The sequence below is a fragment of the Castellaniella sp. genome (assembly GCF_049651205.1).
In the GTDB taxonomy this organism is placed as follows: Bacteria; Pseudomonadota; Gammaproteobacteria; order Burkholderiales; family Burkholderiaceae_B; genus Castellaniella.
Genome location: NZ_JBASBR010000019.1, coordinates 51,339 through 65,021 on the forward strand (window position 1 = coordinate 51,339; position 13,683 = coordinate 65,021).

Genomic DNA, 13,683 nt, shown 5'->3' on the forward strand with positions numbered 1-13,683 from the left:
CACACCCATCGCAGAAACTCAGTTCAACCAGACAGAACACTAAGCAGACAAATAACTTTTGTCGAGCATGGCTCCAACAGAGTATTTGGGATCCACAAAATTGCCCAACCGGACCTTCCCGCACTGGCTAAGCATCATGTACGCATCCCACTGATCAAACTGATAGTCTTCGACCAACCAGCGGATAAGTTCCCGATATGCGATCCGGGTGGCATCCTCCAGTGGCCTGGCACTGCCAATTCCCATGACGCTGGTCTCGTTTTCCATGCGTGGCCACTCAATTTTCCAATTCTTGATCAGATCCACCCGTATCGTTGTGGTGCTGGAAAATTCTACGGCAGTGCCGCAAACCTCACCGTCTCCCTGACAGGCATGCGCATCGCCTATGAACAACCGTGCTCCTGGAGACCGGATTGGCAAATAGGTAATGCTGCCAGGCCCAATGTCCGGGATATCCATGTTGCCACCATGATTATCAGGAACAAGTGCATTAATGGAGTCGATTTCAGGAGAAACACTCAGCGTCCCAATGTGAGGCTTGTATGCCAGCGTGTGCTTTTTGCTCCAGTAAACGTGATTGCGATCAACCTTGATGCGCCTCACGATCTCAGGAAGCGGCTCGTGCAGCGACGCCGTGTAATCCGTGGACGACAGCCCTCCGAAAAACGGGATCATGCAACATATCCCATGAGGATCGTCACCACGCGGCAACATTTCCTCGATATGGACAGCTAGCACATCGCCCTTTTCTGCACCCGCAACCAAAATCGGGCCGTTCTGGGGATTCAGATATGGCAGCTCAAGAATTTTTGACGGAATATCCGTTTCTTTCTGAATCTTGCCCTCAAACGCATCGCGCGTATCCACTATCACGCGATCACCAGGCTCGATCGACAACACAGGCTCAGAGTACGGACCCACCGTATAGTGAAATTTCTTTTGCATCTCCTCCGTAAGATGGTGGGTAACGGGGGATCGATTTGCCCCCACGCCACGACGGCTCATAACGGTATCATCCAACCATGCCTTACTCATAGAAAACCTCTCGATTCAGACAGCAATTAACAACACGACGCTCGTAACCAACTAACCTTTCCGTGCCACCGATTTTGAAGTCTCCGACCGGAACACCAAGGCATTAATGCCGTACTAAAAACCCACCCCTTAAATGTTCGGGTGCTTCTTATGAAAATCCGTACGTGCCTGAAATACCTGCCCCAGCCTGACCAGCAGTTTCTCGCTCAGGGGCTTCCCGACGATCTGAATCGACACAGGCAAGCCTTTTTCTCCATAGCCTGACGGCATGGTGATGGTGGGTAGCTGACTCATGGTGAAAGGCACGGTATATCGATGAACCTTTGCCAACTGCTCTACGCTCATACGAGTCATTTGATCCGCCGGCGGCGCTTCAAACGGCAAGCCTGGTATCAGCATGACGTCCACGCTCTGCAGCGCCTCCAACACACGGCCCCGAAACTCGAGCCGCCTGAGGATTACCTCCTGGTAATCCAGGCCTGACATGTTTCGCCCCAGTTCTATGATGTCGCCCAAACTGCTCCCGTACTCCTGTTTGTGGTCGTCATACCATTTCCCATGGGCGAAGGCAGTCTGAACACCGCACACCTTGAACCAATCCATATTGATCGTCTCTGGGTCTGGGAACATGATGGGAATGATCTCGACACCCGCTTCTATGAATACCTGCATGGCTTCCTTCAGCCCTTGGCTGACAGCCGCACTGACGTCGGACAGCGCCCAACCGAAGTCAACTCCTATACGCACCCCTGTTCCAGTCAAAGCCTGCTTCGATCCATAATCATCAGTCGCTGCCGTCAAAGACGTTGGATCGTTATGATCAAACCCGGCGATAGCCTCTAAAATGAGCCCGGTATCCAGAGCACTCCGTGCAATGGGCCCAACATGATCCAGCGTTGCTGCCAGTTCAAAGACGCCGTATCGACTACATCTCCCCCAGGTAGGCTTAAGCCCCGTCACACCGTTGCTGGCCGAGGGCATCCTGATAGACCCGCCAGTGTCGGAACCCAGCGTCCCAAAAGCCAGGCACGCAGCCGTAGAAGAACCGCTTCCGCTTGACGACACCCCTACCCATCGATCCAGGCCCCATGGGTTCTTGGGCGCTTCAAACGGTGGCGTGTGCTCTGCCAGCACACCTTCGGTGGTATGCACCCGCCCCACGATAACTGCACCAGCTTCCACCAGCTTTGTGACGACCGTGGCTGTTGTCTCAGCCTTCAGCCCCTTGCGACTCGGCATGCCAATCTCGAACGGATCTCCTTTGATCCCGTAAATATCCTTGATCGAGAGGGGGACGCCATGCAACGGCCCTCTCCAGCGCCCCGCAGCAAGCTCTGCATCACACACTTTCGCAGCAACCAGCGCCTGCTCGTCATATACATACGAAAATGATTTGACGATGGGATCAACCTGTCTGATCCGGGTGAGCTGCTGCTGTACCAAATCCGCGCTGGACAACTGCCGCGAACGGATAAGCTGCGAGATCTCACTAATAGTGCTGAATAACTCCATCATTCATCTCCTTTGGCTCAAAAAAGGCGGACGACACGCCTCATTCAGAGCGCAAGTGCATCCCGTAATGTGCTGTCGTCTGCGAGGTCCCCAGCAGACAGGTTTGAGACAATGCGGCCCTTCTCCATTACGTACCCACGTCGCGCACCGACCCTCATCAGTTCAACGTTTTGTTCCACAAGAAGTATCGTCATCCCCTTTTTATTCAGATCGACGATCAGTTCCCCGATCTCGTCAACGATGCTCGGCTGCACGCCCTCACTAGGCTCATCCAGCAATAAAACTTTGGGCCCACCAACAAGCGCCCGTGCGATGGCCAGCATCTCCTGCTCACCCCCACTAAGCGAGCCTGCACGCTGTCTTCGTCGTTCACGCAAACGCGGAAATTGGGCAAACATCTCTTCGATCAGATCAGCCCTATTGCCTCGCTCCAGTGCGCCGACTCTCAAGTTGTCCTCGACACTCATATAGGGGAACACCATTCTTCCCTGTGGCACATAGCCGAAACCAGAGATAGCCCGGTCCTCAGGCTGCATGTGTGTAATCGCCTGGCCGCAGAACCGGATGTCTCCACGTGTACTCTTGAGCAAACCAACGATCGTGCGCATCAATGTCGTTTTACCGACCCCATTCCTGCCCAATATGCCAACGGCATCCCCTGCTGCGACTTCGAAAGAAACACCTTGCAGCACATCCCCACTGCCATAGCTGGAGAAAAGATCCGAGATCTCCAGCAAGATGTCCCCGCCACGACCTCCTTCGTTCGTTGACATCATGTCTTCCTCCTGCCTAGATAGACATCCTGCACATCAGGGCGCAAAGAAATCTCTTCCATACCTCCTTCCGCCAGCAGCTCCCCCTGGTGCAGCACAGTGACCTTATCTGCCACAGCCCGCACAAATGCCATATCGTGTTCTACGACAACAACGGTGAGGCCATCGCGTTTGAGCTGCTTGACGACCTCTGCTGTGTGCATCGTCTCGCTCACGCTCATTCCTGCCGTGGGCTCGTCCAAAAGCAGCAGTCCTACATCCGGGGCGATGGAGCAACAGATTTCGAGCCACTGCTGCTCTGCATAGGACAACATTGAAACGAGCAAATTGGATCTGACAACATCTTCGATACCGAACAGAGAAAGCGCACGATCTCTGCTGACTCCAGCTCCATTCTTGGTGCCTGCCCGTTGGCGTTTCTCTCCTGTACGGCGGAAATCAGCCACCCGGATATTGTGTGCAACGTCAAGATTGCGATAAGCACGATTACTCTGCAGCTTGACGCCCACACCACGCCGAACGCGGCGGAATGCCGGCTCGCGCGTAACATCCGAACCGAACAGCTGAACGACTCCACGCTCGGGTTTTTCAAGGCCCACGACCAACTTGAACAATGTTGATTTACCGGCACCATTAGGGCCAATCAAGCAACGCAGCTCACCCGTCTCCACGGTGAACGACAGATTGTTCGCTGGCACCACACCACCAAAACTCTTGTACAGACCACTGACTTCAATCGCGCCCCCCATGACTTCAGCCCTCCGAAAAATTGTGAGTCAAGCGGCGCCACTTCGCAGACAACGCTTTACCTGCGCGCGTGGTTGGAATCACCATCACCACAACAAGAAGAACCCCAAGAATCACGAATGCATACTGATTTCCGGCGGAGGACAGCTGATACGTCAGCGCATTCAACGCAAGTGTGCTCAAGATCACACCCAACAAGCTGGATCTCCCACCCACCGCAACCCAAATCACTGGCAGAGTCGCCTGCAAGAGCCCCATGGAATCCGGGGTGATATAGGATCCCCACTGCACATACAAGACACCACTAAGACCAGCCAAAGCCGCCGAAATCATGAAGCAAGACGTTTGCAGGAACCTGATATCGTGGCCGAACAGCTCTGTCCTGACGGCATCCTCCCTCAGTGCAATCAGAGAGTCTCCATACCGCGATCGCGTGCATATCACGCACACCAACCACGCAAGCACAGCAACAAAGATGACGAAGAACAAAAACAGTCGTCCTTGCAGATCGATCCCAAAGAGGTTCATCCCGGGGATTCCGGTCATCCCGTTATAGCCACCAAGATGAACCTCCCCGATCCGCCACTGATAACCAGCGGTTTGCCCAAGGAATGCTGCCAAAATCAAGGAAATCACCAACGTCACAATCGGGACGATCCAGGCTTCGACACGGCTATAGAAAACAAACCAGCCGACTGCAAGCGCCAAGGCAACCGACAAGGCTAATGCCCCACCGGCACCTATCCAGCTTGCCAGCGCCGCTGACTCCCCTAAGTTGCCGGCGATCACTCCATATGCATAGCCAGAAAGCCCAAAGAATGCCACCTGACCAAAGCTCAATACCCCCGCAAAACCCCACAACAGCGCCAGGCCCAGTGCCATAGGAATATTGAAGATGTATGAAGCCCATATTGACGCGGAATAGTCGTTCGCAAAGACTGCAAATACCGCAATGGCAATCCATACTGGAACTGTCAGGTAGTCTTCAACCTTAAGTCTTAGTCGTATCATTTTTCTTGTCTACGTAGAAAACTGCACGTTACGGTCGTCCGCGTTCGATCGACCACTGAATTTCCAGGCCAGGTAAGCACCTGTTTACGCCCTCCCGTCATGACAGAAAACGCCGCTGAATCCATTCTGAGAGCCCATTGGGTAACAGCCGGATAAGGATCAGGGAAGCGCACATCATGGCTACAACGCCAAGAAACGTCCCGAACCATATGGTCACTGGCGTCTCGGCAAGCGAGAGGAGGCCCGCGCTCGCCAAAGCACCTGCGATGACATTTGACGACCCCCCTGTCACAACCGTGATGAATGCTGGAGCGAGGTACTGCTGACCCATAAACGGAGCAATAGTGGTATTAGGTGCCAGCAGTGCACCCGACAAGCCCGCGAGCCCCGACCCAAGAGCGAAGGTCCATGTGTATACGCTCCCTACTCGCACACCCAGGGCACGGGCCATATCTCGCTCCTGCATTGCAGCTCGTGCCCTGAGCCCAAATTTGGTGTGGTAATAAAGAAACCACAGACCAAACAGCAAAAATGCAGCCATGCAGATCAGCAATACCCAATACCAGGAGAATGAAAACGTGCCGATGGCTCCCGCTCCAAATGGGATGGGAATTGACGCCAGCGAAGGACCAAACAGCAACAAAGCACCCTGTGCCATGACCAGGCTGATCCCCCAAGTAACAATCATTGCCGACATTTCATGGTTCAGGAATCTGGATATCAAAAGCCGCTCGAATATGGCACCAACGGCGGCAACAGCAATGAAGCTAAGAACGACACAAAGCGCTAACGGTAGGCCGGCCGCGTACCCAAACTGGGTGACAAAGGCGCCCATCATCATGAACTCACCATGGGCAAGATTGATGACGTTCATCATCCCCAGGATGACAACAAGCCCTATTGCGCTTAACAGCAGGAAAGCACCGTTCGTACCAAATTGATATATGACACTGATGATTGTGTTCACGTAGTGTTCCTCCTCACCCGTCCACGCCAATGCGGCGCACACTTCCCAGGTGTTTCATCAGGAAGTGCGCGCAGCGCCGCTAGCCCTTCTTTGTCATCTTGGCCAGCATGGCGAAGAACGGATCGTCCCCCGGGGTGTACTGCTTGTGTTCAGGATGCCGCACAAGGTTGACACCCAGCCTGGAGAGCCACCAGGGATCGATATTTGGCCACTCACGCACAAAGCTGATGTTCTGATCCTTATCAGCCTTAGCCATACGGATACTGCGTGCACAATGGTGCGTTGCAGGATCCAGAGACACCGACCCTTCTGGTGCCTCGATCGTCCAACCGCTCTCCAGTACCTTTTTCACTTCCGCCTGGTCTGTGGTGCCCGCGACGCGTACTGCCTTCGCATACAAGTGAATGGTGAAATAGGTGTTTTGTGCCATACCACCCACATATGGATCATCCGGGAACATCTTGAAGAACCGTTTCAAGAATGCCCGGTTCCGCTCGGTAGGCAGCTCTGCCATGTACTGAACAGCGTTGTGCATGTTCTCCATCGCGGGCGGTGCAAAACGTATGTGCTCATAGCCCTGCATCATATTGATGGTAGAGGCCATCGGAAACTTGAGCCCGGCAGCAGCGGCCTGAGGATAATAGTTGGCAAGGTTCTCACTAACCAACAGGGTGAACACCCAATCAGGTTTGGCCTGTTGAACCTTGGCAATAACCTGACTGAACTGGCTCTGATCCATCGGCAGGAATTCTTCGCCGATGACCTCGCCACCGACGAGAGGTGCGACAGCCTTTGCCCACCCAGCCGTCAACTGGCCGAAGTTGTAATCTGCAGCCAAGGTGTAGAACCGCGGCCCAAATTTACTGACCATATACTGCACGACGGGAATGACCTGCTGTTCGCAGACAGGGCCTGTGCAGAAAGTAAATTCGTCTGCTACGCCCCCCTCGTATTGGTTGGTGTAAAAATAAAGCTGTTTGGCCTTGTCGACTATCGGCCTGATGGCTTCTCTTTCTGCACTGGTGAACCCAGCAACCAGCGCATCAACTTTGTCCTGTTGTATCAGCTTGCGTGCCAGTTGCTGCCACACCCTGTTATTGGACTGACCGTCGGCAAACTCCAGCTTTACCTCCTTGCCAAGCAAGCCTTTATCACCTGACGGGATCAATATTTCGCTCTCACTGCGATACAACGCCGGCCTATCGTCCAAGGCACCACCATCCGACAGAACTTGTATTGCGGCAGCCTTGGTATCCAGTTTTACCGTAGGAGCGTCTTTCGCAGATTTGCCTTCCGAATTGATCCCGCCAACGCCCACAGGCCCACCCGCCAATGTCAGACCCTGGTTTATCTCAGCCACGGCCAACTGAGCGCAGTGATATTTCTGTATTCCATAGATTGCTATGTTTCCGGATATATCCTCGATAAAGCCAATATTTACACTGCTGTCAGAAGCCGCTACAGCGGGAATCCCAAAAGTGGCAAGCCCACCTCCCAACATGGAGCTAGCAGTTACTGCGCTGGATCTTTGCAGAAATGCCCGTCGACTCACTCCAGAAGTCGTCGTCTCAATCGATGACGACACGTCCGCCCCTTTTGTTGAGGCATCATTACTCCCATGTAATCTCTTTTCGTCTTCCATCTGATCCTCCAATGCCTTAGCCTTCAAATTAGTCATGCCATTATTGGCAGCCACTAACCAGCCAGGTGCCAGAGGCACTAACAGGCATTCACGCCCATACTAGTGTCTGACTCCTGCTCCACCATCTGCTTGCATAAATCCTCAATGCTCGTTTGCATATTCATGCTGGTACGCCGCAAGCAGTCATACGCCTCCTCATCCGTCAGGTTCTTTTCCTCCATGATCATGAGCACCGCCTTCATCACGTAGCGACGCATGCCCCGTCGCATGTCTTGTTTATGCTGATAACGGGTCAGTTGGAGCCGCTGCAGATGTCCGTTTATCGACATAAACAGACTTGGAAAGACTGCGCCCGCATAGATTGGTTTCTTGATGAATGCAGTGGCACCATAGGCAAAAAGCCTCTCCAGTCTGCTCGGTGCTTCTATCCCCACCATCCCGATGATAGGAATCAATGGAACCGCAGTTTTTTCATAGGACGGCACATGAATTACAAGATTCAGATCACCGTCCAAAAACAGAATGTCGCGCTCTGTGCAGAGATTTCCATCACGTAGATCAATACCCTCCGATTGCAGCTGAGCAGCTTCCGCCAGAACACCCACACGCCCCAAGCTGACACACAACCGATCCAAGGTCGCTGTATCATCCGTGACGATCAGTGCACGTCGACGGCTAAAGTTTTTGACGCAGGGAGCACTATTCATAGGAATCACATCTCGGTGCTTACCAACTTAAGTGTCGTATCGGGCGCCAGGCCCACCAGGTAGGGATCAGGCCGCACGGGGTGATCCGCCTCCGCAACGATGTCAAACTCACCCGACTTATTGGATATACCCATCCTCGGTGTGAGATACGTGTGAAAGGTGAGAGGATCCAGGCGCACTTCGCCCTGAGGAGCAAAAAAACGATAATTGAGCGCCTGTTTTCTCACCTGCTCAATCTCACTTCCCTCTGGGACATCTGCCAGCGCGGCCCCGAGGAGTCGCGTAGCGATATATGCCGCCTCAGCTTCAACGGTAGGCAGGCATTCATGTCGTGGACACATACCGCGATATGCTTTTACAAACGCCTTATTTTCAGGCGTGTCCACTGTAGAAAAATAAACACTGGAACTGAAATGGCCATCGACAGCACCCTGGCCAATCTCGTGCAGATCTGCTTCGGAAAGATTACAACTCACGACAGGAATCTCACTGCATTGGTCCACACCTTTCTCCAGGCACGCCTTCCTGAGGCTTCTAAAAAAGTGATAACTCGACCTGCCAATCAGAGTGTTCAATATGAAGGCTGGCGGTTGCTCCAAAATGGACTGGATAACTTCATCGATATCGAGTCCATCAATCGGTATGTACTTCTCGCCCAAGACGAGCCCACCCCGCCTGGTGAATTCATCCCTAAAAACTCGATTGCTTTCCCATGCCCATATATAGTCAGATCCCACGCAATAAGCGGTCCGGCCATGGTTATCCATCATGTAATCAATCATTGGATGAATATGATGATTCGGGGCCGTGCCTGTGTAGACAACGTTATCGGAAACTTCAAAACCCTCGTAATGCGCCGGATACCATAAAAGCGCCCGGTATCGCTCGAAGGACGGCAACAATTGCTGTCTACTGGACGATGTATAACAACCGATGACATGTCTGATGCCGCTTTGCAGCATCTCCTCCGCCAATGCGACATACCTCGAGTTGTTACCTGCAGGGTCAGCAAATGAGAGATCGAGCCTGATACCCCGTGCCGTTTCTTCGAGTTCTCGTGCAGCCAGGCGAACGCCGTTGACGATCGTCTGCCCGACAGCACCGTAGGTACCCGTCGTAGAAATCAATACCCCTACTCGGGCCGTTTTGCTGACCATCCGCTACCCCTATGAAAAAAGGGCCTACAGCGCATCTACGCTGTAGGCCCTTTTGCCTAAAACTGTTTTCGAGGGTATTCTCGCCGGCCATTACCTGCTGGGCAACGCTGCCCTAAACGGCCTTTTCTTTACGTTTATGGTAGCGAAATATCTGGAATGGTCAAGAGTAAATCACTCAAAATCCCGTTTACTAGGGTAAATACGGATCTTTATCAACCCGTGCCAAACCAGGTTTCGTCAGTCCAGCACCAGGCAGTCGCGCAAGCCCGAGCCTGAAGCCAGATGATCGAAGCCTTCGTTTACACGTTTCGCACCAGTTCGAGAATCCCGGCGGTCTACACAGCCCCCCTCTGGCCGGCGAAGACTGAGAGCGGCGTACTATGGCATCACAGCACCCATTCGTAGATTTATGCATGTCCAGGTTATGCCCGTGTATTTGGAACAACCTTAAGCTGGAACAACCTCAAACGTTCAATATGTTGAACGCCAAGCGTAATATCGATAGATTCACAGTTGTCGTCGATGGACAAATCGGAGAGAGAATTCTCAAGGCACTATTAATAAATAAGCGCATCCTTCACAAAAACAAAATTGACCAAATCCTTACCCGATTCCTACGATGGATAAAACCACCTTCACCAGGAGAAAAAGTAATGTCCAAAATGATCATCGACGGACAGCGCGTCGATTCAAGCGATGGGCTCGTGATCGACGTGATATGCCCCAGTGACGGCCAGGTATTTACCACCATACCCAGGGGCACGGCAACAGACGTAGACCGGGCGGTCAATGCCGCGCGGGCCTCCCTGAGCGGTGCCTGGGGCAAGGTACCTGCCTTCGAGCGCGGCCGGCTCTTGATGAAGCTGAGCCAGGCGGTGCTAGACCACCTGGACGAGCTCACCGACCTCGAAGCACGCGATACAGGCAAGCCCATGGCTTTCGCGCGCAACGACATCACGGTGCTGGCGCGTTATTTCGAGTTCTACGGCGGCGGTGCCGACAAAGTGCACGGTCAAACCATCCCGTTTCTGAACGACTATGCCGTGCAAGTCGTGCGCGAACCACTAGGCGTGACCGCACATATCCTGCCCTGGAACTACCCCGCCCAGATGCTGGGACGCAGCGTCGCCCCCGCCCTGGCCATGGGCAATGCGGTCGTGGTCAAGCCGGCCGAGGACGCCTGCCTGTCCATCATCCGCGTCGCAGAACTCGCGCTCGAGGTTGGCCTTCCCGCCGGGGCACTGAATATCGTCACAGGGCTGGGCGAAGAAGCGGGGGCCGCATTGTCCACGCACCCAGGCATCAACTTCATCAGCTTTACCGGATCCAACGAAGTCGGGATCCACGTGCAGCAAGCAGCGGCCGTCAATGCCGTCAAATGTACGCTGGAACTGGGCGGCAAATCCGCACACGTCGTGTTCGACGATGCAAACATGGAACGAGCGGCCGTTGCCATCAGTAAAGGGATCGTTGCCAATACCGGACAAACCTGCACGGCAGGCAGCCGCGTTCTGGTTCAAAGAGGCTGCTACGACCGCTTCATGAAAGCCCTGGAAAAAGAATTTTCCAAAAAGACTGCCGGTACTCCCGAGATGGATCTCGACTGTGGGCCGCTGATCAACGAGGCCCAGTTCAAGCGAGTCAACCGATACATCGATCTGGGCGCACAAGAAGGCCTGAAGGTCGAGATCGAAGGCCGGGTTGCAGAAGGTGTGCCACCGGGCGGCTACTTCGTTCGCCCCATGGTGTTCAGCGCGCCACGCCATGAAAGCAGGCTGCTGACCGAAGAAATCTTCGGCCCGATCCTGGTAACCGTGCCCTTCGACACAGAAGCCGAAGCAATCGAACTGGCCAATGCCACTTCCTACGGCCTGATGGCCGCAGTCTGGTCCGAGAACGGCAGCCGGCAAACACGCGTGGCCCGCGGCATGCAGGCAGGCCAGGTGTACATCAACAGCTTTGGCGCCGGCGGCGGGGTTGAACTGCCATTTGGCGGCGTCAAGCACAGTGGCCACGGCCGGGAAAAAGGCTTTATCGCACTCGAAGAGATGTCTACCGTCAAGACCATCATCCAATACTACGGGTGATATATCCGACGCCCTTACTTGCCAAGGAGGCAATCAAGATTCTTGAGGACGCATCCATTACCACATTCAAATAACCCTCTTTATCACGATACACAGGCACCGGGGCGACCTAACGCCCCGGTGTCAGCCTTACGGCAAAGGAGCATCACATGGCAGGGAAACAACTCGAAGGCAAGGTGGCCATTGTCACGGGATCCGGCAGCGGCTTCGGTGAAGGCGTCGCAAAAAGCTACGCCCAGGAAGGCGCCAAAGTTATTGTGGCCGACATCAACCTGGCTGCGGCAGAACGCGTCGCGCATGAGATCGGCCACTCGGCACTAGCGGTGCAGGTCGACATCACCAAGGCTGCCGATGTCCAGAACATGGTCACCAAGACGCTTGAAGCCTTCAAGCGCTTGGACATCATCGTCAACAATGCCGGCACAACGCACAAGAACCAGCCTATGCTGGATGTAGATGAAAAGACCTTTGACCGCGTGTTCGAGGTTAATGTGAAGTCCATTTTCCTGATCTCCAAGGCCGTCGTGCCGGTCATGAGGAAACAGGGCGGTGGCGTGATCCTGAATGTCGGTTCCACGGCCGGCATCCGGCCACGTCCGGGCCTCACCTGGTACAACGCCTCCAAAGGCGCCGTCAATCTGCTGTCGCGATCCATGGCAATCGAACTCGCCCCGGACAAGATCCGCGTCAACGCCATCTGCCCCGTCATGGGCATCACGGGCCTGTTCGAAGCCTTCATGGGCTTGCCTGACACCCCGGAGAATCGTGCAAAATTTGTGTCCACCATCCCCATGGGCCGGTTCTGCCAGCCTTCGGATGTGGCCGCCGTGGCAACTTTCCTGGCCAGCGATGCTGCGGAGTTCCTGACCGGCGTCGAGTTTCCTGTCGACGGGGGCCGCACCATCTGACACAGGCCCTGGCTTCTTGAACCCGCAAAAACCATCGCCCCTGAAACCTCCCGGCTAGCCGGGTAGTTCAGGGGCGATGGTTATTCAGTGCTCAGGATTTATTCGTGCACCGTATCCAGAGACCAGCAACCGCCTTGTTCCACGTCAGCCTTGGAGATGTCTCTAAGCGGAGAATAAAGCGCTACTTTTAACGTTCCTGGCTTCTGATCGCTTTGCAGCGCCATCTGAATCAGGTTGTTCACATCGCGTCCCTGTCCCGGGACATTGAAGCTGATGTAATTATTGAACTTGTCTTCCTTGATGGCTTTGCAAGCGTAGTCACTGAAACCGCCGTTGGTCGACAAAAACACTTTTCCTGTTTTGCCGGCCTGCGCAATGGCTGCCGCAGTGCCGAGGTCGGGGATATCCCAGACACCAACCACCGCACACAGATTCGGATGCTGCTTGAGTGTCACCTCGGTGATCGATTTGGCCTTGGATGATTCGTAGTTACCAACCGATTGGCGGGCAACAATCTTGATGTCAGGATTCTTGGAAAACACATTGTTGTACCCAGTTTGCAGATACACCGTCCAGGGCGCTGTCGTCGGCCCGTTCAGGATCAGCACTTCGCGCGAGGTGTCCGGCCCGCAATGCTTCACAACAGCCTGAGCCTGCATCTCACCGATCACCGTGGCGTCCCCGCCTGCAAAACCGGTGGTCATGGTCAGGCTTTTCATATTGAGCTGGATCACGGAGATGCCGGCGTCTTCCAGCTTCTTCTCGATCTTGGCATATGAAGTGACATCGGGATTGTGGACAACCACAACGTCAGGTTTGGGATCTTCATTCAGAATCTGCGTCAGGATCTGCACCCCTGCCGAGGTACTGAAGTTGGCGTTCCGAACCTCGTAGTTATATCCCAGGCGCTTGGCTTGCAAGCCCATAATCTTGGACCAGGCTTCGATCAGGTCCAACCCCATGAAGACCGGCACGAAAATCACCCGTTTACCCTTGAAGGTATCGTAGTAGGCTCTCCATCATGAACGGGGGACACCGACATTCATTAGACTTGTTTTTACGAAGAACACGTTTAATGGAGTCAATGCCGATGTCCCCAATAGATTCTATCCTAGGCATCCACGGTTTGGTGGTGCA

12 protein-coding genes are annotated in these 13,683 nt (G+C 54.1%); 2 read left to right on the plus strand and 10 right to left on the minus strand.

Features of this window, described 5'->3' with window-relative positions:
- Positions 1-39: 39 nt before the first annotated feature.
- From WA928_RS12650 to WA928_RS12690, 9 genes are all read right to left on the minus strand, one after another.
- A complete protein-coding gene (locus WA928_RS12650) occupies positions 40-1,005 on the minus strand; it encodes an acetamidase/formamidase family protein (protein ID WP_424304170.1) in 966 nt (321 codons plus the stop codon).
- Positions 1,006-1,164: 159 nt separating this feature from the next.
- Positions 1,165-2,550: an amidase gene (locus WA928_RS12655; protein WP_424304173.1), complete on the minus strand. Its 1,386-nt coding sequence runs from the start codon at positions 2,548-2,550 to the stop codon at positions 1,165-1,167.
- A gap of 41 nt (positions 2,551-2,591) precedes the next feature.
- The gene (locus tag WA928_RS12660) at positions 2,592-3,323 is read right to left on the minus strand and encodes an ABC transporter ATP-binding protein (protein ID WP_424304176.1); all 732 of its coding nucleotides are present in this window, start codon (positions 3,321-3,323) and stop codon (positions 2,592-2,594) included.
- Positions 3,320-4,069 carry an ATP-binding cassette domain-containing protein gene (locus tag WA928_RS12665; protein ID WP_424304179.1) on the minus strand — a complete coding sequence of 250 codons (750 nt, stop codon included), beginning with the start codon at positions 4,067-4,069 and terminating at the stop codon, positions 3,320-3,322. Before WA928_RS12665 ends, WA928_RS12660 begins: the two co-directional genes overlap by 4 nt.
- Positions 4,070-4,073: 4 nt before the next feature.
- A complete protein-coding gene (locus WA928_RS12670; RefSeq protein ID WP_424304182.1) occupies positions 4,074-5,078 on the minus strand; it encodes a branched-chain amino acid ABC transporter permease in 1,005 nt (334 codons plus the stop codon).
- Positions 5,079-5,175: 97 nt separating this feature from the next.
- A complete protein-coding gene (locus WA928_RS12675) occupies positions 5,176-6,045 on the minus strand; it encodes an ABC transporter permease subunit (RefSeq protein WP_424304185.1) in 870 nt (289 codons plus the stop codon).
- A gap of 79 nt (positions 6,046-6,124) precedes the next feature.
- A complete protein-coding gene (locus WA928_RS12680; protein WP_424304188.1) occupies positions 6,125-7,687 on the minus strand; it encodes an ABC transporter substrate-binding protein in 1,563 nt (520 codons plus the stop codon).
- A 77-nt stretch (positions 7,688-7,764) separates the two neighbouring features.
- Positions 7,765-8,394, minus strand: a complete 630-nt coding sequence (locus WA928_RS12685) for an ANTAR domain-containing response regulator (protein WP_424304191.1) — start codon at positions 8,392-8,394, stop codon at positions 7,765-7,767.
- Positions 8,395-8,399: 5 nt separating this feature from the next.
- The gene (locus WA928_RS12690; protein WP_424304194.1) at positions 8,400-9,551 is read right to left on the minus strand and encodes a transporter substrate-binding domain-containing protein; all 1,152 of its coding nucleotides are present in this window, start codon (positions 9,549-9,551) and stop codon (positions 8,400-8,402) included.
- A 653-nt stretch (positions 9,552-10,204) separates the two neighbouring features.
- Between WA928_RS12690 and WA928_RS12695 the strand changes: the two genes are divergently transcribed.
- Positions 10,205-11,638 carry an aldehyde dehydrogenase family protein gene (locus tag WA928_RS12695; protein ID WP_417275841.1) on the plus strand — a complete coding sequence of 478 codons (1,434 nt, stop codon included), beginning with the start codon at positions 10,205-10,207 and terminating at the stop codon, positions 11,636-11,638.
- A gap of 149 nt (positions 11,639-11,787) precedes the next feature.
- On the plus strand, positions 11,788-12,546 hold the full coding sequence (locus WA928_RS12700; RefSeq protein ID WP_417275840.1) for an SDR family oxidoreductase: 759 nt from the start codon (positions 11,788-11,790) through the stop codon (positions 12,544-12,546).
- A 98-nt stretch (positions 12,547-12,644) separates the two neighbouring features.
- Here the strand turns inward: WA928_RS12700 and WA928_RS12705 are convergent, their stop codons facing one another.
- Positions 12,645-13,508, minus strand: coding sequence for a sugar ABC transporter substrate-binding protein (locus tag WA928_RS12705; protein WP_424304198.1), 864 nt, complete (start codon positions 13,506-13,508; stop codon positions 12,645-12,647).
- Positions 13,509-13,683: the final 175 nt, after the last annotated feature.

Coding starts and splice junctions, on each gene's coding strand:
- WA928_RS12660 (WP_424304176.1), bottom strand. CDS start 3,323: ATGATGTCAACGAACGAAGGAGGTCGTGGCGGGGACATCTTGCTGGAG.
- WA928_RS12695 (WP_417275841.1), top strand. CDS start 10,205: ATGTCCAAAATGATCATCGACGGACAGCGCGTCGATTCAAGCGATGGG.
- WA928_RS12700 (WP_417275840.1), top strand. CDS start 11,788: ATGGCAGGGAAACAACTCGAAGGCAAGGTGGCCATTGTCACGGGATCC.
- WA928_RS12705 (WP_424304198.1), bottom strand. CDS start 13,508: ATGGGGTTGGACCTGATCGAAGCCTGGTCCAAGATTATGGGCTTGCAA.
- WA928_RS12650 (WP_424304170.1), bottom strand. CDS start 1,005: ATGAGCCGTCGTGGCGTGGGGGCAAATCGATCCCCCGTTACCCACCAT.
- WA928_RS12690 (WP_424304194.1), bottom strand. CDS start 9,551: ATGGTCAGCAAAACGGCCCGAGTAGGGGTATTGATTTCTACGACGGGT.
- WA928_RS12665 (WP_424304179.1), bottom strand. CDS start 4,069: ATGGGGGGCGCGATTGAAGTCAGTGGTCTGTACAAGAGTTTTGGTGGT.
- WA928_RS12670 (WP_424304182.1), bottom strand. CDS start 5,078: ATGATACGACTAAGACTTAAGGTTGAAGACTACCTGACAGTTCCAGTA.
- WA928_RS12685 (WP_424304191.1), bottom strand. CDS start 8,394: ATGAATAGTGCTCCCTGCGTCAAAAACTTTAGCCGTCGACGTGCACTG.
- WA928_RS12680 (WP_424304188.1), bottom strand. CDS start 7,687: ATGGAAGACGAAAAGAGATTACATGGGAGTAATGATGCCTCAACAAAA.
- WA928_RS12655 (WP_424304173.1), bottom strand. CDS start 2,550: ATGATGGAGTTATTCAGCACTATTAGTGAGATCTCGCAGCTTATCCGT.